This window comes from Thermoanaerobacter wiegelii Rt8.B1, assembly GCF_000147695.2.
Classification (GTDB): domain Bacteria; phylum Bacillota; class Thermoanaerobacteria; order Thermoanaerobacterales; family Thermoanaerobacteraceae; genus Thermoanaerobacter; species Thermoanaerobacter ethanolicus.
Genome location: NC_015958.1, coordinates 149,898 through 172,715, shown reverse-complemented (window position 1 = coordinate 172,715; position 22,818 = coordinate 149,898). Strand labels below are relative to the sequence as shown.

Below are 22,818 nucleotides of genomic sequence, written 5' to 3'. Positions count from 1 at the left end.
AATCTTACTCTTTATCTAAAGCTTCAACAGGATCGACATACTCTAAACCTTGAGCATCTGCAACAGGTTTGTATGTTACCATTCCTTTATAAACATTTAATCCTTTTAATAAAGCTTTATTCTCAAGTAGAGCCTTCTTATATCCTTTATTTGCTATTTCTAAAGCATAAGGCAATGTTACGTTAGTTAAAGCAAAAGTAGAGGTTCTCGGAACAGCTCCTGGAATGTTAGGCACAGAATAATGTACTACTCCATGTTTTATAAAGTACGGGTCTTTGTGAGAAGTCGTTCTATCACATGTCTCTATACAACCACCTTGGTCTATTGCAACATCCACTATTACTGCACCTTTCTTCATCGTCTTTACCATTTCTTCTGTCACAAGCTTTGGTGCTTTTGCTCCAGGTATCAAAACTGCTCCTATTAACAAATCCGCTTTTTTCACACTCTGAGCAATATTAAAACTATTTGACATCAAAGTTGTAACTCGTCCTCCAAATATGTCATCAAGATATGCAAGTCTTGCAGGATTTACATCCAATATTGTAACTCTTGCTCCCATCCCCACAGCTACCTTGGCTGCATTTGTACCTACTGTTCCCCCACCTATTATTACCACTTCTGCTGGCTCTACTCCTGGGACTCCCCCCATTACAATTCCTCTTCCTTCATTTATGTTGGTGAGAAGATAAGCTCCTATTGTCACCGACATCCTTCCAGCTACTTCACTCATGGGAGTCAAAAGAGGAAGAGCTCCATTATCTAGTTGTACTGTCTCATAAGCAATCCCTACCACTTTTTTCCTCAATAAAGCTTCTGTTTGTTGTTTATCAGGAGCTAAATGAAGATAAGTAAAAAGAACCTGTTCTTCTTTGAAATAGTCATATTCGCTTGGCTGCGGTTCTTTTACTTTCATTATCATATCTGCTACATCAAATACTTCTTTTGCAGTAGAAAGTATTTTAGCGCCAGCCTTTGCATATTCTTCATCAGTTATGCCACTTCCCATTCCTGCACTTTTTTCAATATATACTTCATGTCCATTTTTTATAAAAGCTTCCACTCCCGCAGGAGTAATAGCCACACGAGCTTCTGCAGTTTTTATCTCTTTGGGAACACCAATTTTCATATTCTATCTCCCCTTTATCAATCTTTTGCCAAAACCTTTTCAATATATTAATTCTACAAAAATACTAAAAATCCTTCAACAAAAAATAGAAATCATAAAAATTTTTAAGCAAACAACATACTATCTTTTTATTTAGAATGTCCACTCCTTGAAAAATATATCCATCCTCTTCTGTTAAGATATCTTATAAACATTATCAACCTTTCATAAAGAGGCTCAACTTCATCTCCAAATTTTTCTTTTAGTTTTTGCCCTATTTCATAAACATTCCTCTCACCATCTATTAAATTCCATACAGCACTTCCTATTTCATCTAACTCTAAAGTAGTGATCTTTGGCCTTTTAACAAAAAGCCTCACTGTTTTTTCAATCAATTTGTTATGATGAAATATAAACACTACTTTTCCTTTCCTATTTTCCCATTCTACCTTATCACTACGATGAGGTACATAAAGCAAGAAATTGTCGCTCTTTTTTCCTTTGCTTTTCATCTCTTCCACCCTTTACAATCAACACTCCCACTTTAGATGGGAGTGTTGATTTTTTAAGCCTCTTCTTTATCATTCTTACAAGTGTATAAATATAGGAATAATCCAACTAACAAGAACATTATTAATGAAAACCACGGTGCAAACGATGAGGTATTTGTAATCCAATTAGAAGCAAAATCTATATTTATCTTTAAAGCCACAAAAGCAGCAATAATAAGTCCCATTAAGGCATCTCCAGCAACTAGTCCTGAGGCAATGAGAATACCTTTTTCCACTTTTTCTTTTTGCAATTTTTCGTTTTTCCTGTAACGTTGATCAACTATCCATCTTATTATACCACCAACTGCAATAGCGGCACTTAATTCAAAAGGCAAATAAAGTCCTAATGCAAATGGCAGTACAGGAACGTGCATCATCTCCGCCATTATCCCCATAAAAACACCTGCTATTATAAAGGTCCAAGGCAAGTCACCTGTCATAATGCCTTTTACAACCATTGACATGATGGTAGCTTGAGGTGCTGGAATATCTTTTGAGCCGAAACCGTAAGCATTATTTAAAAGTATTAAAATTAATCCAGCAAATACTGAGGCGGCTATTATACCAACATAGGTAAATATCTCAACATATTTGGGAGTTCCACCTATAATAAAAGTAGTCTTCAGAGATTGTGCATTTGCTCCAGCTATAGCAGTAGCAACACATACTATACCCCCAATGGTAATAGCTATTACCATCCCTTCGTTTCCAACAACCCCAATAAGTTTCAAAGCAGATGTTACAATGAGCAATGTAGCTATTGTCATACCAGACACAGGATTGTTAGAAACTCCTACCAGTCCTGTAATTCTTGCGGATACAACTGCAAAGAAGAAGGCAAACAATATTGCTAACAAACTTCCTAATGCAGTAACACCAAGAGAAGGTGCTAACCATGCTACAAAAAATACAAAGGCCGCTCCAAATATTACCCACGTTAAGGAAACATCAATATCTGTCCTTTTAACATCTTTGCCTTTCATTCCTAACCCTACCATTGATTCTCTAAAAGCTTTTACTATCGTAGGAAGAGCTTTTATTAAACTTATGAAACCTCCTGCTAAAACGCCACCTGCACCTATATACCTAATATATTTACTCCATATGGCACCCGCAGACATATCTTTAATAAGGTCCGTAGCAGGGTATACTGGGGTGGTAAGTCCTGCCCCAAAGAATTTTATAAGAGGTATTAACCCTAACCAAGCAAGAACACTACCAGCCAACATGTAAAGTGCTACATCCAAACCAACAATAAAGCCAACACCCATTAAAGAAGCAAGTACATTTACACCTACTTCCGTACTTTCAAACCTCTTTATAACCCAAGAAGGGTTTTCTGACCATATTCCAAAGCCACCAGATAAAAGCTTGTAAATTCCACCTACTAACATGCCTGATAAAACTGTCATAAAGCCTGTTCCACCCTGATTGCTGGTCACAAGTACTTCAGCAGCAGCCATTCCTTCAGGATAGATAAGTTTGCCATGTTCTTCAACTGTCAAATATCTTCTTAAAGGAATTACAAATAAAGCACCTAAAAGTCCACCTACTAAAACGACAAAAACAATTCTAATTAAAGTAAATTGGTCCTCGAATCCCCACAAAATAATAGCAGGAAGAGTAAATATGATGCCACCCGCCAGGCTTTCACCTGTTGCAGCAATAGCCATCACTAAGTTTGACTCTAATATGCTATCTCGCTTAAAAACACCTTTTAATAAAGCCGTTGCTAATACTGCAGCCGGGATAGCGGCACTAATTGTCATACCAGCTTTTAAACCTAAGTAGGCATTTGCAGCAGCAAAAAGTATAGCAAATAAGCTGCCAACTATGACTGCCACAGCTGTAAGTTCTGGAAGTGCTTTATCTGCCGGTATAAAGGGAATATATTCACTACCATGCACTCCACCGTAAGCATCATGAGACAATTTTCTCTTTTCTGAACCTTGTGCTTTGGCCATTTTAATCCTCCTATTCAAAATGATTTTGAACAAAATTTAACAAATTTTGTCCTTTTATGTCATCCCCCCTCTATTTGTGTCTAATTAAACATTTACATTTAAAAACTATACACAATTTATACTACACTATATTATTCTTCAAAATATAAAAAAATCCTTCTATTTCTTAAAAATTTTTTGCATACAAAAAAGGCGCCAATATGACGCTTCCAGTTTGTTGACAAAGTCAAAAATTTTTAAAATAGGATATTTTGCATCGTCACTCCGATGTTCCAAAGCGACAAAACTAAACTCGACCTTCGGGTTCCGGCAGGGTACCGGGCACATTCGACATCCTTGTCTTAGTGCCCGCCTCCGCCTTCCTTGGCTTCGGCCCTGCCTCCACCCTTGGTCTTGTTAAGTTTTGTTGCCGCTTTGTCACAAGTCGTTCCTTATGCAAAATATCCTATTTTCGAAAGTTTGTCTACAGTCTGAATGCGTCAATATGACGCCTCTATTTCCTATATATTATTGCTCCAAGATTTTTTAACTTTTCTTCCATTTTTACATAACCTCTGTCAATATGATAAATATCATTTATTTCAGTTTTACCTTCTGCAATAAGTCCAGCCAATACTAAGGCTGCTCCCGCTCTTAAATCCGTTGCTTTAACTTCTGCACCTGTCAAATGTTCTACTCCTGTAACAACAGCACTTCTTCCTTCTATCTTTATATTTGCCCCCATACGCTTTAGCTCATCCACATGCATAAATCTATTTTCAAAAACTGTTTCTATTATAACGCTTGTCCCTTTTGCCACTGTCATCATAGCCATCATTTGAGCTTGCATATCTGTAGGAAAGCCTGGATAAGGAAGAGTTTTTATGTCCACCGCTTTATAATTTTTAATTCCTTTGACTCGCAGTCCTTTAGGTTCTTCTGTTATCTTAATTCCGCATTCTGTTAATTTCGCAATTATAGACCTGACGTGATCCACTATGACATTTTCTATAAGAACATTTCCTCCAGTCATTGCAGCTGCTACCATAAAGGTCCCCGCTTCAATTCTATCTGGTATGACAGTATGCTCAGCCCCTTTTAGCTCTTTTACTCCTTCAATTCTTATTGTATCTGTACCAGCACCCTTAATATTCGCTCCCATCTTGTTGAGAAAATTGGCAAGGTCAACAATTTCCGGCTCTTCCGCAGCATTTTCTATTATAGTAACTCCTTCTGCAAAAACTGCCGCCATCATGATGTTTTCTGTAGCTCCAACGCTTGGAAAATCTAAATAAATTTTTTTGCCTGTCAATTTTTTAGCTCGTGCTTCTACATAACCATGTCCTATAGTAATATCTGCTCCCAAAGTTTGAAATCCTTTCAAATGCAAATCTATTGGGCGAGAACCAATAGCACACCCACCTGGCATAGAAATTTTAGCATGCCCAAGCCTAGCAAGTATAGGTCCCATCACCAAAAACGATGCTCTCATTTTTTTTACTAAATCATAGGGGGCTTCTATATCTTTAATATCTACTTTTACTTTTAATTTCTCATTCTCAAAGTCACATATAGCACCAAAATGCTTAATTAACTCTATCATGACATTAACATCTTCTAAAGTAGGTATGTCGTCTAGCACTATTTCTCCTGATGATAATAAAGAAGCGGCAATTATAGGTAATACAGAATTTTTAGCTCCACTTATTTTTACACTTCCTTTAAGGGGTGGACTTTTTTCAACAATAAATTTCGTTTTTATCACCCTCTTTTAATATTCTATAGCTATAATAGGTGTTGCAACCCACAAATAAGTCTTATCATCAAAAGAACTATATCTTATTGCTACGTTTAAATTTATTTTTTCACTTCCTAATTTAATATATTCTTTTAATTTGCTCGAATAAGCAGAAACACTTATTATGTTTTCATCTTCCATTCCTTCTACTTTTTGTGCATGTAATTTGTCAAGTACTAATTTAACTATACTACTATTTTTTTCTTTATTCAACTTACCTTTAAAAGTTCCGACAAAACATACTGTTACCTTAGGTTTTAGCTTGAATATTTTAAAAGTATTATTTATAAGTGCCTTCTCTTTTAAAGCATTGTCATAACCGTTAATAAGATATTCGTCTATTAACATATAAGTTTCGCTATTTGAACCATTCTTTAAACTTTGAACTGCTATGTTTATATGTCTAGTGTTTTCCGTATATTCCACTTCCACTTGTCTAAAATTGTTTTCTTCAATGCGAGATATTTTGGTTTTTTGCTTATTGATATTCATGTTTTTTATCGCTATTTCGACATATTCATTTATTTTGTAAAAAGATGTAAAATCATTGTTAATCTTTGCCCATGCGTTTATATTTGCATATTCATATTTTGCACCCGTATTTAAGAAAGTCATCTTTACAAGTTCTACATTATCATCAAAAGAAAGAAAAGCTTGTCTTTGGACACTCAATGAAAATAAAACTGTAAAAATTATTATTCCTATAATTATCCTCTTAACCATACCTCATACCTCCATATATACTTTCTTAAAGAGAAAAGGCGGTAAAATTATCAGCGAATCCACAAGGGGGAGAATGGATCCGCCGTTTTTACCGCCCTTCTATTTTTAATTATTAACGGAAATAACAAGATTTATTCATCAATCTAAAAAATTTCATTATTTACATAATAGGAAAAACGGACATCTATTAGAAATAATTAGATAAAAAGAGAATAAGTCAGAAAAGGTCAGATATGTGTAGATAAATTTTCCTGGTGAACTTTTTTAGTCAAATAAGGTCAAAAATCAAATTTGTTTTATAATTTTTATAAAGTAAAATTATAAGTGGAAGGAAAAATCTCTCAAAAAGGAGGTGTAGTATATGTTCTGGGTAACACTTATTGTAGTAGGACTTATATCTAGTCTTGTATTTCATCCTTTGTTCAATTCCAAAGCTGGAGAATCTTACGGCGAAAAGCTAAATAAAATCTACGGAACATACTGGGCAGCACTAGTTGCACATCTAATAGGAGCATGGCTTGGCGGCGCTTATCTTGGCAAATGGGGCTGGATAGTCGCTGATTACAACGTAATAGGTGGATTCATTGGGGCAATAGTAATTGGTTATTTGTGGTACCTAATCGCTAAAAGTCAAACAAAAGCAGAAGCTAATAAATAAAATAAATTCATAAAAGCGGGGTTTACTCCCCGCTTTTATATTCCTCTGGCTTTGTGTCACTCAAGTTAAACGCATATTTTATCGCCTGAATTATTCTCAAAGAGGCTTTACCATCACCATAGGGATTTACCGCATTAGCCATTTTATCATATTCTTCCTTGTTTTCAAGAAGCAATGTTCCTTCATTGTATACAACTTCCTGTTCTGTTCCAATTACTTTTACTGTCCCTGCTTCAACAGCCTCCGGTCTTTCTGTAACATCTCTCAAAACAAGCACGGGTTTGCCCAGAGAAGGTACTTCTTCCTGTAAGCCCCCCGAATCAGTCATCACCATATGGCATTTTGCCATGAGATTGTGCATTTCGTCTGTATCAAGAGGGTCCAAAAGAAGCACATTGCCAAGTTCCCCCAACATGCTAAATACAGTTTCTCTCACTACAGGGTTTTTATGGACAGGATATACTATATAAACATCCTTGTAATTTTGAGCAATCCTTTTGAGGGCATTGCATATATTTTCAAGAGGTTTACCCCAATTTTCTCTTCTATGAGCTGTAACTACAATAACTTTTTTATCATTGTAATCAATTTGGTTGAGCCGTTCATCCCTAAATACATAATCTTTCTTTACAGTATATGCCATTGCATCTATGACAGTATTGCCTGTAACAAAAATGCTTTCTTCACTTACTCCTTCTTTTAAAAGATTCAATTTTGCCCTGCTTGTAGGAGCAAAGTGTAAATCTGTCAAAACTCCTGTAAGCTTTCTGTTTATCTCTTCGGGATATGGAAACCATTTGTTAAAAGACCTCAGCCCTGCTTCTACATGTCCCACCTTAATTTTGTGATAAAAAGCTGCTAATGCAGCAGCAAAAGTTGTTGTAGTATCTCCGTGTACAAGTACAAGGTCCGGTTTTTCGCTATTAAAGACTCTTTCAAGCCCTATAAGGGCAGAAGTAGTAATTTCAGATAATGTCTGTTTTTCTTTCATGATGTTCAAATCATAATGCGGAGTAATATTAAAAAGCCTCAGCACCTGATCGAGCATCTCCCGGTGCTGGGCTGTAACGCAAACTTTTGATTCAAAATCTTTTTCTCTTTCCAAAGCTTTAATAAGAGGTGCCATTTTAATAGCTTCAGGTCTTGTCCCAAAAACAGATATGATTTTTAATGTCATAATTTTACACTCCTTAATATGTTGCAATTATCAACGAGCTTGTGTACCTTTTTTTGCCTTTCTAAAAGCTCAAGTTTATCTGCACCCCACATTACAAGCAAAATTGAAATCAAAAGGATTATCAGTCCTTTTAATTCGCTACTGAAAGATATCAATATAGCACTTATTCCTAGCAACAGACTTACGCCGTACATTATAAGCACAGCCTGTTTTTGTGTAAGGCCTTTTTCTAAAAGCCTGTGGTGCAAATGTCCTTTATCTGCTTCCATAATTGGTTTGCCGTTTATTAATCTTCTAATAATTGCAAAGGCTGTGTCAAATATCGGAACTCCTAAGGCAAGAATTGGCACTGCAATGGCGATTGCCGCTGCTGATTTTACTGCTCCTTGTATGGATATAGCTGCCAGCACAAATCCTAAAAACATAGACCCTGTATCTCCCATAAAAATTTTTGCAGGATTAAAATTGTAAGGCAAAAAACCTAAAGCAGCACCAGCAATAGCGATTGAAATAACAGCGGTTGCAAATCTGCCATTTAAAAGAGAGACTATAAAAAGAGAACCCGATGATATGACTGCTATTCCTGCTGCCAGTCCATCAAGGCCATCGATGAGATTCATAGTATTTGTAATCCCTACTACCCAAAAAAGCGTAAGAGGAATGGCTACCCAGCTTTTCAGATATATCATTCCATCTCCCAAAGGATTAGAAAGCCAATCTATTCTCACACCACTTATTATTAGTACTACGGCTGCTACAACTTGTCCTAAAAGTTTAATTTTTGCACTAAGACTGTACTTATCGTCAAACAATCCCAAGACTGCAATTATTGTGGCTCCTAAGACTATACCAATGGTTTCAGAAGTTTTGGGCAAAAAGAGTAATATGCTTATTATCGTACCAGAAAATATAGCCAATCCACCTAATCTGGGTATAGGTTTTGTATGGATGCGTCTTTCTTCATCAGGTATATCAATGGCTCCAATCGCAAAAGCCAATTTTTTCGTTATGGGAGTAGCAATAAGTGACACTATAAATGCCACAATAAAAGATAGGAGGTATACCTTCATTTTTTAACACTCCTTGAGAGTTTTTCACTCTATCTTATTCATTTGATTTAATATACACCACTATTATTTTATCTCTCAATTTTTACTAAGTCAACATTTGCTTCCTTTAAAAGCCTAAAAGCTAATTCATCGGGATACTCCTCTTCATATACAATTCGCTTAACTCCCGCATTGATTAACATTTTAGCGCATATGACACAAGGACTGGCACTTACATAGAGAGTAGCCCCTTTAGTACTTACCCCATGCAACGCTGCTTGTATAATCGCATTTTGCTCTGCATGTACACCTCTACAAAGCTCTGGCCTTTCTCCCGACGGTATCCCTAATTGCTCTCTCAAACAACCTGTATCTTCGCAATGGGCGAGTCCTGTAGGAGGACCATTATACCCTGTTGAAATTATGTGTTTATCAACTACTAAAATAGCTCCTACCTGTCTTCTCAGACAAGTAGAGCGGGTTTTTACAACATCTACAATTTGCATAAAATATTCATCCCATGAGGGTCTCATTTGTACATCCCTCGCCATCACTTTGTGCCAAAAAGTCTATCACCTGCATCTCCTAAACCCGGTACAATATAACCATGTTCATTTAAACCCTGGTCTATGCTGGCCACGTAAATTGGAACCTCTGGATGGTCTCTGTGAACTGCCTCAATTCCTTCTGGAGCAGCTATTAAATTCACCAGTTTTATGTTTTGTGCGCCTCTTTCTTTGAGAAAGTGTATAGCAGCACAAGCCGAACCTCCTGTCGCAAGCATTGGGTCTACCACAATGAGGTCCCTTTCTGCAATGTCAGAAGGCAGTTTGCAATAATATTCTACAGGTTTTAAAGTTTCAGGGTCCCTATAAATTCCTATATGTCCTACTTTAGCAGCTGGAATGAGTTTTAACATTCCATCTACCATGCCAAGTCCTGCTCTTAATATAGGGATTATTCCTAATTTTTTTCCTGCAATCACTTTTGTCTTTGCCACTGCCACTGGAGTTTTTACCTCTATCTCCTCAAGAGGCAAATCTCTTGTGACTTCATATGCCATGAGCATTGCAATTTCTTCTACTAATTCTCTAAATTCTTTAGAACCTGTATTTTCATCACGTATTAGGCTTATTTTATGTTGAATAAGCGGATGGTCAATGACAAATACATTTTTATACATTTTTTACCTCCTGTAAGTTTAAAATTTCTTTTCTATTAAAAATTAATATCATTTGCTATACTTTTTCTCAATTTCCGTTATTTTATCAATCCTTCTCTGATGACGTCCTCCTTGGAAAGTTGCATTTAACCATTCTTCCACCATCATTACGGCAAGTCCTGGTCCTGTAATTCGTCCTCCCAAGCACAAAATATTAGCATTGTTGTGTTCTTTAGCAGCTTTTGCTGAAAAAACATCTTCTGCATGAGCAGCTCTAATTCCTGGCACTTTATTTGCTGCTATCGAGATACCAATGCCTGTCCCACAGACTAAAATTCCTTCGCTGCACTCCCCAGAAGCAACAGCTTCCGCTACTTTAAGGGCATAATCTGGATAATCGACAGATTCTGTACTAAAAGTTCCAAAATCTTTATAGGCTATTCCTTTTTCATCTAAATATTTTTTTATAGCTTCTTTAAGTTCATAGCCACCATGGTCAGCTCCTAATGCAATCACCGTTTTCCCCATCCTTTCTTGTGAAATTTTTGTTATGATCTTTGAAATTAAATCCTCTAACTCTCGAGCTGTCTCTCTATACACCTCTATAGGCATGCCGTAAGGGTCCTCAACCTCTCCCTCTAGCCCTACAAATTCTTTTATAGTAAAAACTTTATTGGAATATTCTGGGTACTTAGAAAGTATGCTCTGTTTATGAGAATTCGACATAGCTAAAATTAAATCAGCCTCTTCTAAATCTTGACGTCTTAAACTTTTTGACCTGTGGTTTGAAATATCTATATTATAATCCTGTTTTAATACTTCTATTGCTTCTTGTGAAGCTGGAAAACCTTCTGGAGCAAATACTCCAGCAGATTTTGCTTCAAAGTCCTTACCGAAAGCTTTCGCTTTGTCATTAAAAAGTCCCTCTGCCATAGGGCTTCTACAGGTATTCCCAGTGCACACAAATAATACTTTCATGGCAATTCTCCTTCAGCACTTATTTCTTTATAACCGGCAGCTTTTTCTAATCTATTCATAATAGCAAGTCCAATGTTGTCATATTCAAAACTTTCAGCAAAAATGACATCTACTCCCTTTTTGTCAAATTGTCGTAAGACTGCAAAAAGATTCTTCGCTATCGTCTCTGGTCTATTTCTATCCCCTACGACAATAATTTCTCCTTTTTCATATTGTGTCGAAGTTTGTACCGTTGCCATTATACCAACTTTTTTACCATATTTCAATTGTTCTTCTGTCAATTCTTGAATTTTTTTTACAACTTTCTCGAGGTCTCCTGTCACTATATAGACCTCCGCGTTAGGAGAATAATGCTTGTACTTCATGCCAGGAGACTTAGGCTTTAAATCTTCCTTTGGCTTTTTTAAAAGTGAAGGATCCACTTCAACATTTCCTATCACTTCTTTAAGCATTTCCAAAGTAACTGCTCCCGGTCTTAAAATGACCGGCACCTTTTCTGTCAAATCCAAAACAGTAGATTCTACGCCAACATCACATTTTCCTCCATCTATTATTACATCTACTTTTCCATACAAATCTTCAATAACATGAGAAGCATCAGTAGGACTAGGCTTACCTGAAACATTAGCGCTGGGAGCAGATATAGGTACTTCTGCCCTTTTGATTAAAAGATGAGCAATCGGATTTGAAGGCATCCTTATAGCTACAGTATCCATGCCAGCCGTATTAACATAGGGTACTTTTTCTGATTTTTTAAAAATAAGTGTTAAAGGGCCTGGCCAAAATTTCTTCATAAGAGTTTTAGCTTTTTGAGGTACATCTTCGACAAGGTCATAAATCTGCTTTAGTTCTGCGATATGAACAATAAGAGGGTTATCTTGAGGCCTTCCCTTTGCTATAAATATTTTTTTTACAGCCTCTTCATTAAAAGAATTAGCTCCAATTCCATAAACTGTCTCTGTAGGAAAAGCCACAAGTCCCCCTTCTCTTATCACATTTGCTGCAAAATCAATAAGCTCAATTTCTGGATCATTTTTATTAATGCGTACTATTTTTGTCATTTAAGGCACTCCTTGTAGAATTAAAACTTACAAATGCTTTGTTATTATTATACCACCTATAATACCTAATATCATCCCCAAAATAGAAATTTCTCCTTTATAAATATTTCTGGCTTCAGGAATTATATCACCACAGGTCACATACAACATAGCCCCTCCTGCTATACCTAAATTAAGTCCAATAAAATAAGGGGATATACCACCCGTCAAAACTCCAATTAAAGCCCCTATTCCTGTAGGAATCCCAGCTAATACGGTGTATATTACATTTTTATAAGGAGGTATGCCGCCTGCAGAAAATGGCGTTGCCATTGCTAAACCCTCAGGAAAATCGTGCAAAGCAATAACCAATGCGATGTTAATACCTAATGACTGAGATACCATAAAACCAGAGCCCACTGCAAGTCCCTCAGGAAAATTATGTAAAGCAATTGCAATTCCTAATAATACACCTTCTTTTATGAAGCCTCCAGCGATATCCATATTTTCTATTATCATGTCAAAAAAAGAAATCAAAATAGCTCCTATTAATATCCCAATTGTCCCCAATGCAAGACCTGCTATATCAAAAGCATGAGGCAACAGGTCAAAAACTACAATAGAGAGCATCAAGCCCGCAGTAATCCCCATAATTCCACTAAAAAATCTAGCAGAAGGGTTTTTGAAAAAATATGTAGCTGCTCCCCCCAGCCCTGTGCCAATCACTCCAACCAAAGAGCCTATTATCATAGCATTGAAGGTAGACATAAAAACATCCCCTTAATTTTTAAATCTACTTCAAATGTATTAAATCGTTATTGAAGTTATGCTTAGCACAAAAAAATTCGCTCGAAGGTAGGAGGACCATCGAGCGAATAAAGCGTCCTCTATAGAGGACAGCTGGGGGGCAATGTTAAATTGTATGTATTTTGTCACATACTGCTATTTCTTAGTTTAACTTAATAAAGTGTTTTTTTATAATTATAATTTATAACGATTATTTAGTCAAGCACAAAAATTTAAATTATACCTATATTTTTTGATAATACACACTTCATATCCTTTTAAGGAATAAAAAAGAACAGGTTTCCCTGTTCCTTTAATTTAGATTCATATTCTTAAGTTTTTCTGCCTGGTCATTTAAAATTAAAGCATCTATAATTTCATCCAAGTCCCCATCAAGAACTTCCTGTAATCTATATAAAGTTAAGCCTATTCTGTGGTCAGTGACTCTACCTTGTGGAAAATTGTAAGTTCTTATCCTCTCGCTCCTTTCCCCAGTACCTACTTGGGATTTCCGTGTCTCAGCAATTTCTCTTTGTTGTTCTTGTAGAGCCATTTCATAAAGCTTTGCTCGCAAAATTTTAAGAGCTCTTTCTCTATTTTGAATCTGTGACCTTTCATCTTGGCAAGTTACGACAATTCCTGTTGGAATATGGGTAACTCTGACTGCGGAATCAGTCGTATTTACACTCTGCCCTCCATGACCACCTGACCTAAATACATCTATCTTTATATCACTTGGATTTATCTCTACATCAACTTCCTCGACTTCAGGCAAAACTGCCACTGTAGCGGTAGAAGTGTGAATCCTTCCCCCGGCTTCAGTGGTTGGAACCCTTTGAACCCTATGAACACCACTTTCGTATTTTAACCTGCTGTAAGCCCCTTTTCCAGAAATATTCAAAATTACTTCTTTAAACCCTCCGATATCTGTTTCATTGGAGCTCATTATTTCTACTTTCCAACCTTTTTTCTCTGCATACATGGAATACATCCTAAAAAGGTCATGGGCAAAAAGAGCTGCCTCTTCTCCTCCTGCTCCTGCCCTAATCTCCATTATGACGTTTTTCTCATCATTTGGGTCTTTTGGTATTAAAAGAATTTTTATCTCCTCTAATAATTTTTCTTTTTTTCTTCTAATTGAGAAAGTTCTTCCTCTGCCATCTCTTTAAGTTCTTCATCATTTGAAGACAACAACTCTTTTGTAGCCTCTATATCTTCCAAAACTTTTTTGTATTCTCTGTATTTTAACACAATATCTTCAATAGCCGCATGCTCTTTTACATACTTTCTCCATTCATTTACATTTGAAATAATATTAGGGTCACTTATTTTTTGACTTAATTCTACATATCTATCTTCTATTGCTTGCAATTTATCAATCATTATCTCACCTCAAAGATCGATTATACCACATATTATCTTTTGTGAAAACTATAACTTATACTTCGCTATTATCACTCTGTCAATACCCGCCAAATCTTTAATTATTTCAATATCCTTAAATCCATCTTTTTCTAAAAAATTAGTTATTTCTTCTTTTTGGCCATATCCTATTTCAAAGCCAATTTTTCCGCCTGATTTCATATAAAAAGGAGCTTCTTTTATAATTTTTTTGTAGAAGAAAAGTCCGTCTTCTCCTCCATCTAACGCGACAATAGGCTCTTTTTTTACTTCTTCCTGCAGTAGCTCAATTTCATTTCTTTTAATGTAGGGAGGATTTGACACAATAAAGTCAAACTTTAAATTTGGCGGAAGATTACGAAAGAGGTCACTTTCTATAAAGAATATCCTATCTAAAACTCCTTGCTTTTCAGCATTGTACTTTGCAACTTCAATAGCTTTTTTGCTGATGTCAACTGCGTACACAGTACAATCTGCAAAATATTTAGATATGCTTACAGCTATAGCACCGCTACCAGTACCTATATCCAAAATTACATTTCCTCTTTCCACCCTTTTTAACACTTCTTCTACAAGAATCTCTGTCTCTGGCCTAGGAATTAACACGTTCTCATCTACAAAAAACTCTAATCCCATAAAATGCTGCTTTTTTACAATGTACTGATAAGGAATGTGAGATTTTCTCATATTTAAAAGTCCTAAAAACTTTGCTAACTCCCCTTCCTCCACTTCATCTTCTCTTTTAATTATTAGATTTATCCTATCCATCCCCAAACAGTAAGCAAGGAGCAGTTCCGCTTCAAGTTTAGGATTTTCGCAAATATTTTTAAGTTCTTTTGCCCCCAAATTTATTGCCTCATATATTTTCAAATTCACGTCCTCCCTCATCTTCTAAAACACTTTTTAGTGATGCAATAGCAACTTCTAATTGACTGTCATCAGGCTCCCTTGTGGTAAGCTTTTGTAATAGCAAGCCAGGATATACAAAAGCCGTTATTATTTTATTGTCACTTCGCCCCGCTAATTTTATTATTTCATAAGATATACCAGCAACTACAGGAAGCAAAAGAATTCTACTAAGTATCCTTATATAAAGAGTAGGCCATTTTAAAAAAGAAAAAACTATTATAGAAACTATCATGACTATGAAGAGGAAATTTGTCCCACATCGAGGGTGTAAAGTAGTATATTTGCGAGCATTTTCCACTGTCAATTCCTCTTCATGCTCAAGGCAATGAATAGCTTTATGCTCTGCCCCATGATATTCGAATATTCTTCTTATATCTTTCATCTGTGATATTAATACAAGATACAAAATAAAAATAGCAACTCTTAACAATCCTTCGACAAAATTTATAACTACAGTATTTTTTGTAAATAATTTGATATAATCGGCTACATATGTCGGCCCGATAAAAAATATGATAATTGATAAAATTAAAGATATTGCGACAGAAAAATACATCAAAACATCATCTAACTTATCTCCAAAAATTTTTTGTAAAAATGAATCAAATTTTGAAATATTTTCTTCATCTTCTTCTTCAAAAAGTTCTGCAGAATAAGTAAGGCTTTTTATACCTATGATAAGAGAATCAAAAAGAGCAAAAGTACCTCTTATAAAAGGCAATGAAAAAAATTTATTCCTTTTAGTCAAGGGTTTTACATACTCTTTATTTATAATTATTTCATCTCCTTTTCGTACAGCTGTCGCTACGCTATTGTGTCCTCTCATCATAATTCCTTCAATTACTGCTTGACCACCTATATCGGTTTTCTTCATCTCTACACCTCTTTTCTATGTACGAGGAACTTCATGGCATTTTCGACACCTTGCTTCATAGGTTTCATGGGCCCCTACTAAAATGATTGGGTCATCGTATTTTGCAGGTTTCCCATTGATAAGCCTTTGAGTGCGAGTAGCAGGATTGCCACATTTCACACATATAGCCGTCAGTTTATCTACAGACTCCGCAATTGCCATTATATCAGGAGTAGGGCCAAAAGGTTCCCCCCTAAAGTCCATATCTAAGCCAGCACAAATGACTCTTTTGCCTAGATCTGCAATTTCTCTTACAACATCCACAATCGAATGGTCAAAAAACTGAATTTCATCAATTGCGATAACCTCTGTGTCTTCTTCTAAAAGCTCAATTATTTCAGAAGCCTTTACTACACTAATAGCATTTATATTAGTGCCATTGTGAGATACCACCTTGTCAATAGAATATCTATCGTCAATAGCCGGTTTAAAGACTTGTACTTTTTGTTTGGCAATTTGGGCTCTTTTAATCCTTCTTATGAGTTCTTCACTTTTACCGCTAAACATAGGACCAACTATAGCCTCTATAAAACCATGATCCAAAGAACCGTATATCATAAAAACCACCTTTCTTAATGTCAAATTAAAAACAAAAGGTTAGAGTCTTCACCACTCTAACCCCCAAATTATTTTTCTTCTAAATTAAATCTCTTTCTAAATCTCTCGACTCTTCCACCTGTATCTACAATCTTCTGCTGGCCTGTAAAGAAGGGATGGCATTTGGAACATATTTCTACTCTAATTTCTTTCTTTGTAGAACCTGTTATAAAAGTATTTCCACATGCACACCTTACAACCGCATCATGATAATAGGTAGGATGTATATTCGGTTTCACAGCTTTCACCTCTTTCAACCAAAACTCATACGGAGAAATTATAACACAAGTTATACACAATATCAAGATTTATATAATTGTGCCCTTATCATATTTATAAACTCCGCATTAGATTTAGTTCGTATTAATTTTTCAATTAACATCTCTGTAACCTCTGTAGGCGGTAAATTTGACATAGCTTTCCTTAATATCCACATGGCCTCCAATTCTTCTTTTGTAAGCAGCAATTCTTCTTTTCTTGTACCCGATTTGTATATATCAATAGCAGGGAATATCCTTCTTTCTTGTAATTTTCTGTCAAGATGAAGTTCCATATTGCCTGTTCCTTTAAATTCTTCAAATATAACTTCATCCATACGGCTTCCCGTTTCAATCAAAGCAGTAGCAAGGATAGTTAAACTTCCACCCTCTTCTATATTCCTAGCTGCTCCAAAAAATCTTTTCGGAGGATGTAATGCAGAAGGGTCAATGCCACCAGAAAGAGTTCTTCCTGAAGGAGGTGTAATAAGGTTATAAGCTCTTGCCAGCCTGGTAATACTATCTAAAAGAATTACCACATCCTTTTTATACTCCACAAGTCTTTTAGCGTGCTCTAATACCATTTCAGCCACTTTAGTATGGTGTTCTGGGAGTTCATCAAAAGTAGAATATACTACTTCTCCTTTTATAGAACGTTTCATGTCAGTTACTTCTTCAGGGCGTTCATCAATTAAAAGCACAATGAGAATAACTTCTGGATGGTTTTGTGAAATGCTATTGGCAATTTGCTTAAGTAAAGTGGTTTTTCCTGCTTTTGGCGGTGCAACAATCATACCCCTTTGCCCTTTACCTATAGGAGCAATGATATCTACCAATCTCATGGAAAATTCTGTAGGTGAAGTCTCTAATCTCAATTTTTCATTTGGGAAAATAGGAGTTAATTCATCAAAGGGAATCCTTTTTTTGGCATTTTCGGGATCTTCACCATTTATAGATTCCACATAAAGAATTGCAGAATATTTTTCCCCTTCTCTAGGAATCCTTGTAATACCTCTTACTTTGTCGCCAACTTTTAAGCCAAAGCGCCTTATTTGCGATTGAGAAATATATATATCTTTGGGCCCTTGGACAAAGTTTTCCACTCTTAAAAATCCGTAACCATCTGGCAAAATATCAAGAATGCCTTCTGCCACTACATCTCCTTGTGTCTGTATAAGTTCTTTCAACGGATCGGAAAGTTCTTTAGCAATTGGCAAGTTCCCTTTTGAAGAAGTTGATTGAGCTTGTAAACCATTTGCGCTATTTTCAGTAACAATAGACTTTGCATAACCATTTTTCGATATGTTAGAATTAGTATTTGAAGTATCATCTGTACTTTTCTCTATCGTACTTTCTTGTAATCCTTCTGTTTGCCCTTCATTTAAACCTTCCTCTTTTTTGTTATCCTCTTGAATTAAATTTTCTCCATTTAATTGACTAGCTTTTTCCAAAATTTTTTCTCTCAGTTCTTGTTTTCTGTATTTCGTAATACTTTTAATGCCTAGCTCTTTTGCAATTTCTCTTAGTTCCATCAAACTCAAATTTTCCAAAGTATTAATATCAAAACGCAAAGGTACACCTCCCAAAAGTAGAATTTTAACAAACTAAGTCCTCATTACCTCATTTTTAAAAAAGTATAAGAGGGAACTTACCTGGAGGATAAAAATGAGAATTTCTGCACAACACACTTCTCGCAAAGGATACTATTAAAAAGCACAAAAAGAAAATGCTAAAAGAAATGAATACGTATAATCTTACTCTATTTTATTTATATTTTTTTGGAATGTCAAGTAGTTATTTTCAGTCCCAAAATTTATAATTGACAATTTATAGAAAATTTATACATAAAATATAAAAAGCGGGTGAAACCCCGCTTTAACTTATGCTTTTCCTGCTGCTCCAAATAAAATCATCTTTTGTTTAATTACTTCTTTCATCGCATCTTTGCAAGGACCTAAAATTTTTCTTGGGTCGTATACTTCTCTATCTTTTTCTAACAAATCTCTTAGCCTTCGTGCAAAAGCTTGTCTTATATCTGTATCTATGTTTATCTTATTTATGCCAAGGCTTACAGCTTTTTTTATAGCCTCTTCAGGAACTCCTGAAGCTCCATGTAAAACTAAAGGAATATTGAGCATTTCTTTTATCTTTTTAAGTCTATCAAAGTCCAGCTTAGGTTCCCCTTTGTAAGGTCCATGAGCCGTCCCGATAGCTATAGCTAAATAATCTACTCCTGTTTCTTTTGCGAATTTTAAAGCTTCTTCTGGATCTGTCATGGCCGCTTCTCTTTCATCTACTGTGATATTATCCTCCGTACCACCGATTTTTCCGATTTCAGCTTCAACAGAAACTCCCATTCCGTGAGCAATTTGCACCACAGTTTTCGTCACTTTTATATTTTCTTCGAGAGGCAATTTAGAAGCATCCATCATTACAGAAGTCCAGCCATTTCTCAAGCATTTCATGACTGTATTGAAATCTGTACCATGGTCAAGGTGTAGAGCAATTGGAACTGATGCCTTTTCAGCCATTGTCCTGACGATCGCAGAAATCGTCTCAATACCAGCGTATTTCAATCCTCCCTCACTAACTTGTATTATGACTGGTGATTTAGTTTCTTCTGCCGCCTCCACAATGGCTTGGGTAATCTCTAAATTACTGGTGTTAAAAGCTCCAACTGCATATCCTTCTTTGTGGGCTTTTTCTAATATCTCTATACCTGTTACTAACATTGCCAACAACTCCTTTATTATAACTGGTTTTCAAAATACTACCTATATTATGTAACTTTTCTCTTTCATTATAACATTTGTTTAAAGTTAGCTCAAGGAAATTATAAAAAAAGGTACAAACGTACCTTTTTACACAGCCATTTCTTGCCTTAGATTATCATAAACTAAATTTTTTAGCGCTGTTATGTCAAAAGGTTTAGATATAAAAGGAAATTCCGTAAAAGGCTCTTGTGGCTCTTCCGCTGACATTATAATACTCTTCATATTGGGATAAATTTTTTTAATCTTTCTGATAATTTTTAACATATCGCTTGCCATGTGTAAATCAAACAAGCCTATATCAGGTCTAAATTTTTCTATCTCTTTGTCAAAATGGCTAATATCACTGTAAGTTCTCACTTCATGTCCATCCATCGTGAAAATTTCTTCTATTAAATTACAGATTCCCTTATTATCATCTAAAACTAAAATTCTACTCATTTTATGCCACCTTTTACACCCATAAATCTTTCTTTAGCACACACAATAATTAATATTCTACAAAAAAATAAATATTCCTCTTTTTAAATTAAAAATTTATTAAAAAATTTATGAATTAGTTTCCCCACTTACTTTAAATTCCTGTCTATCTCCTTCCATATTTCTCATCAAATTCCTCTTTTAATATGCTCATTATATACTCGTCGTAATATTTGCCATCTCTAAAAAGTCTCTGCCTCAACACACCTTATATCTCCTGTCCTACAAGCAGTTTAGCATATCCTAGGAAGCAGTTCCCCTATAGGTCTATCTATAATTCTCGAAGTTCCATAAACTGTATTGATTGTGACAAGTTTTGAATCATTCACTTCACCTATTATCGCTGCATTTTTTCCATATTTGTCTGATTTCATGATTTCTAGAGCTTCCTCCGCATATTTCCTGTCAACAACCGCAATTAACTTTCCTTCATTTGCTAAGTGCAAAAAGTCAAATCCCATCAAATCACAAGCAGATTTTACACTTTCTTTTACAGGCAACTTATCTTCGTATATTTTAATACCAACACCACTCATTTTTGATATCTCATAAAGAACTTCCGCAACGCCACCTCTTGTAGGGTCCCGCAATACCTTAACGGCTTTCCCCAAAGTCATGAGCTTTTCTATCAACTTGTTAAGAGGTGAAACGTCCGACAAAATAGGAGGGTCAAATTGCAATTCCTCTCTCGCACTCATAATAGCCATCCCGTGGTCTCCTATTGTTCCAGAAATTAACACTACATCTCCAGGTCTGGCATTTTTAATTGACACATCTACATTTTCATACACTACACCTATACCAGAAGTGTTTATAAATACCCCGTCAATTCCACCATTTTCTACTACCTTTGTATCCCCTGCAACTATTTTCACACCTGCTTCTTCTGCTGCTTCAGCCATAGATTTTACTATTCTCTTCAAATCCTCTATAGGATAACCTTCCTCTATTATAAAAGCTGAAGTCAAATATAAAGGCTTTGCTCCTCTCATAGAGGCATCATTCACTGTACCACACACTGCAAGCCGCCCTATGTCTCCGCCGGGAAAGAAAATAGGTTTTACTGTAAAGCTATCAGTAGTAATGGCAATGTTTCCAAAGAGCAATGCTGCATCTTCCATTGCATTTATATGCTCATTGTCAAAGGCTTTGGCAAAAACTTCTTCAATTAATCTTTCCATCATTGTTCCGCCGCCACCATGGGACAGCAAAACTTTATCCATACTTCTCATCCTTTCTTAAGCCCCGTACTTATAAAAAGCCGCACAAGAGCCTTCTGAAGAAACCATACATGGTCCCGCAGGATTTTCTGGAGTACATACTCTTCCAAAAAGAGGACATTCATTAGGATATATATTCCCTTTTAAAACATCGCCACATCTGCAACCTTTTATCTCGATTTCTTCTCCAATCGGTCTTATATCAAATTTTAACGCTGCATCAAAGTCCTTATACTTATCTCTTATCTTAAGTCCTGAACCTTTAATCTCTCCAAGACCTCTCCAAGTGCTGTCACAAGGTTCAAAAATCTCCTCAATTATTTTTTGTGCTTCAAGATTTCCTTCTTTTCTTACCACTCTTTTATACTGAATTTCAATAGCAGGATTTTTATAATTTTTAAGAAGCATTATAATGCTCATCAGAATATCCATTGCTTCAAAGCCAGAAATTACACCACCAACGCCAAATTCTTTAGGCAAAAATTCATATATTTTACTGCCCGTTATTGCACTCACATGTCCTGGAAGCAAAAATCCTTGAACATTTGAACCCCCTTCAAGAAGTGCTCTTAAAGCTTCAGGCATTGTCTTATGAAGGCAGTATACACTGTAATTTTTTATATTTTTCTCCCTTGCCTCTTTTATAGTCACAGCAACTGTTGGAACAGTGGTTTCAAAGCCAATGCCTATAAAAACTACCTCTTTACTTGGATTTTCTTCAGCGTATTTCAAAGCATCTAAAGGAGAATAAAATACTTTTACCTCTTTACCAGCTGCTCTTTCTGCCTGAAGTGAAGACCTATTGCCTGGCACCCTTATAAGGTCTCCAAAAGTGGCAATTACAACATTTTTATTGGCAAGTTCTATTACACTGTCTATTTCGTTCTGAGCAGTAACACACACAGGACATCCCGGGCCTGAAATAAGCCTTATATTTTTAGGCAAAAGCTGTCTTAATCCAAATTTTGAGATAGCCATTGTATGGGAACCACATACCTCCATGATATTAAAAGGACCACCCGGATTTAAAGCTTCAATTGCTCTTTTTGCCTTTTCAATCATTTCTGTCTGCTGCATCATTTAAAACCTCCATAAGCTCTTCCCAAAGCTCCCTTTCCATCTCCGCTTCTTCTTTATCCACAATGCTTATAGCAAGACCTGCATGAACCATTACATAATCTCCCACTTTGACCTCTGGCACCATCTCTATTGATACCTTTCTGATGACACCGCCTAACTCTGTCTCTGCAACTTTACCTTCAATTTTTATCACTTTTGATGGAACTGCAATGCACAT

Annotated in this window: 23 protein-coding genes and 2 pseudogenes; 1 reads left to right on the top strand and 24 read right to left on the bottom strand. The window is 35.8% G+C overall.

The features are described 5' to 3' along the window. Window positions 1–4 precede the first annotated feature (4 nt). The 5 genes from ald to THEWI_RS00850 form a co-directional block, all read right to left on the bottom strand. Window positions 5–1,129, bottom strand: a complete 1,125-nt coding sequence (gene ald, locus THEWI_RS00870) for an alanine dehydrogenase (protein ID WP_003868969.1) — start codon at window positions 1,127–1,129, stop codon at window positions 5–7. A gap of 128 nt (window positions 1,130–1,257) precedes the next feature. Further along, window positions 1,258–1,620, bottom strand: coding sequence for a PqqD family protein (locus tag THEWI_RS00865; RefSeq protein WP_014062066.1), 363 nt, complete (start codon window positions 1,618–1,620; stop codon window positions 1,258–1,260). A gap of 53 nt (window positions 1,621–1,673) precedes the next feature. Further along, entirely contained in the window at window positions 1,674–3,623 is a 1,950-nt protein-coding gene (locus tag THEWI_RS00860; RefSeq protein WP_003868967.1) for an OPT family oligopeptide transporter, read from the bottom strand. A gap of 493 nt (window positions 3,624–4,116) precedes the next feature. Continuing rightward, window positions 4,117–5,367, bottom strand: coding sequence for a UDP-N-acetylglucosamine 1-carboxyvinyltransferase (murA, locus tag THEWI_RS00855; RefSeq protein WP_004399967.1), 1,251 nt, complete (start codon window positions 5,365–5,367; stop codon window positions 4,117–4,119). Window positions 5,368–5,373: 6 nt separating this feature from the next. Then, entirely contained in the window at window positions 5,374–6,123 is a 750-nt protein-coding gene (locus THEWI_RS00850; protein WP_006569917.1) for a YwmB family TATA-box binding protein, read from the bottom strand. A 361-nt stretch (window positions 6,124–6,484) separates the two neighbouring features. On the opposite strand from THEWI_RS00850, the gene THEWI_RS00845 reads away from it, so the two are divergent. Next, the gene (locus tag THEWI_RS00845; protein ID WP_003868964.1) at window positions 6,485–6,781 is read left to right on the top strand and encodes a hypothetical protein; all 297 of its coding nucleotides are present in this window, start codon (window positions 6,485–6,487) and stop codon (window positions 6,779–6,781) included. Window positions 6,782–6,803: 22 nt separating this feature from the next. On the opposite strand, the gene wecB is transcribed toward THEWI_RS00845, so the two are convergent. From wecB to THEWI_RS00750, 19 genes and pseudogenes are all read right to left on the bottom strand, one after another. Then, a complete protein-coding gene (gene wecB / locus THEWI_RS00840; protein WP_014062065.1) occupies window positions 6,804–7,958 on the bottom strand; it encodes a non-hydrolyzing UDP-N-acetylglucosamine 2-epimerase in 1,155 nt (384 codons plus the stop codon). Beyond that, the gene (locus THEWI_RS00835) at window positions 7,955–9,028 is read right to left on the bottom strand and encodes a glycosyltransferase family 4 protein (protein ID WP_014062064.1); all 1,074 of its coding nucleotides are present in this window, start codon (window positions 9,026–9,028) and stop codon (window positions 7,955–7,957) included. Before THEWI_RS00835 ends, wecB begins: the two co-directional genes overlap by 4 nt. A 68-nt stretch (window positions 9,029–9,096) precedes the next feature. After that, window positions 9,097–9,540, bottom strand: a complete 444-nt coding sequence (locus THEWI_RS00830) for a deoxycytidylate deaminase (protein ID WP_014062063.1) — start codon at window positions 9,538–9,540, stop codon at window positions 9,097–9,099. Window positions 9,541–9,557: 17 nt separating this feature from the next. Beyond that, window positions 9,558–10,190, bottom strand: coding sequence for a uracil phosphoribosyltransferase (gene upp / locus THEWI_RS00825; protein ID WP_003867307.1), 633 nt, complete (start codon window positions 10,188–10,190; stop codon window positions 9,558–9,560). 48 nt (window positions 10,191–10,238) lie between these two features. Further along, complete coding sequence (rpiB, locus tag THEWI_RS15735) at window positions 10,239–10,685, bottom strand: ribose 5-phosphate isomerase B (protein ID WP_041589283.1); 447 nt, start codon at window positions 10,683–10,685, stop codon at window positions 10,239–10,241. A gap of 51 nt (window positions 10,686–10,736) precedes the next feature. Beyond that, window positions 10,737–11,147 (bottom strand): annotated as a pseudogene (locus tag THEWI_RS15730) (low molecular weight protein arginine phosphatase); the annotation flags it as partial. Then, window positions 11,144–12,208, bottom strand: coding sequence for an L-threonylcarbamoyladenylate synthase (locus tag THEWI_RS00810; protein ID WP_003868959.1), 1,065 nt, complete (start codon window positions 12,206–12,208; stop codon window positions 11,144–11,146). The pseudogene THEWI_RS15730 and the gene THEWI_RS00810, both read right to left, overlap by 4 nt. A 27-nt stretch (window positions 12,209–12,235) precedes the next feature. After that, a complete protein-coding gene (locus tag THEWI_RS00805) occupies window positions 12,236–12,955 on the bottom strand; it encodes a ZIP family metal transporter (protein WP_004399974.1) in 720 nt (239 codons plus the stop codon). Between the two features lie 331 nt (window positions 12,956–13,286). After that, window positions 13,287–14,356, bottom strand: a pseudogene (gene prfA, locus THEWI_RS00800) (peptide chain release factor 1). A gap of 48 nt (window positions 14,357–14,404) precedes the next feature. Then, window positions 14,405–15,244, bottom strand: coding sequence for a peptide chain release factor N(5)-glutamine methyltransferase (prmC, locus tag THEWI_RS00795; protein WP_003868956.1), 840 nt, complete (start codon window positions 15,242–15,244; stop codon window positions 14,405–14,407). Further along, window positions 15,231–16,157: a DUF1385 domain-containing protein gene (locus THEWI_RS00790; protein WP_014062060.1), complete on the bottom strand. Its 927-nt coding sequence runs from the start codon at window positions 16,155–16,157 to the stop codon at window positions 15,231–15,233. The genes prmC and THEWI_RS00790 overlap by 14 nt, the downstream gene beginning before the upstream one ends. 15 nt (window positions 16,158–16,172) lie before the next feature. Then, complete coding sequence (locus THEWI_RS00785) at window positions 16,173–16,754, bottom strand: thymidine kinase (RefSeq protein WP_003868954.1); 582 nt, start codon at window positions 16,752–16,754, stop codon at window positions 16,173–16,175. A gap of 68 nt (window positions 16,755–16,822) precedes the next feature. After that, window positions 16,823–17,032, bottom strand: coding sequence for a 50S ribosomal protein L31 (rpmE, locus tag THEWI_RS00780; protein ID WP_003867319.1), 210 nt, complete (start codon window positions 17,030–17,032; stop codon window positions 16,823–16,825). Between the two features lie 62 nt (window positions 17,033–17,094). After that, a complete protein-coding gene (rho, locus tag THEWI_RS00775) occupies window positions 17,095–18,621 on the bottom strand; it encodes a transcription termination factor Rho (RefSeq protein WP_003868952.1) in 1,527 nt (508 codons plus the stop codon). 309 nt (window positions 18,622–18,930) lie between these two features. Next, window positions 18,931–19,782, bottom strand: coding sequence for a class II fructose-1,6-bisphosphate aldolase (locus THEWI_RS00770; RefSeq protein ID WP_003868951.1), 852 nt, complete (start codon window positions 19,780–19,782; stop codon window positions 18,931–18,933). Window positions 19,783–19,911: 129 nt separating this feature from the next. After that, a complete protein-coding gene (locus tag THEWI_RS00765; protein WP_003868949.1) occupies window positions 19,912–20,262 on the bottom strand; it encodes a response regulator in 351 nt (116 codons plus the stop codon). 272 nt (window positions 20,263–20,534) lie between these two features. Next, window positions 20,535–21,524: a hydrogenase expression/formation protein HypE gene (hypE, locus tag THEWI_RS00760; protein WP_014062059.1), complete on the bottom strand. Its 990-nt coding sequence runs from the start codon at window positions 21,522–21,524 to the stop codon at window positions 20,535–20,537. A 15-nt stretch (window positions 21,525–21,539) separates the two neighbouring features. Continuing rightward, complete coding sequence (gene hypD / locus THEWI_RS00755) at window positions 21,540–22,601, bottom strand: hydrogenase formation protein HypD (RefSeq protein ID WP_014062058.1); 1,062 nt, start codon at window positions 22,599–22,601, stop codon at window positions 21,540–21,542. Continuing rightward, window positions 22,576–22,818 (bottom strand): HypC/HybG/HupF family hydrogenase formation chaperone, encoded by a 243-nt coding sequence (locus THEWI_RS00750; RefSeq protein ID WP_004399982.1) that lies wholly within the window; start codon window positions 22,816–22,818, stop codon window positions 22,576–22,578. Before THEWI_RS00750 ends, hypD begins: the two co-directional genes overlap by 26 nt.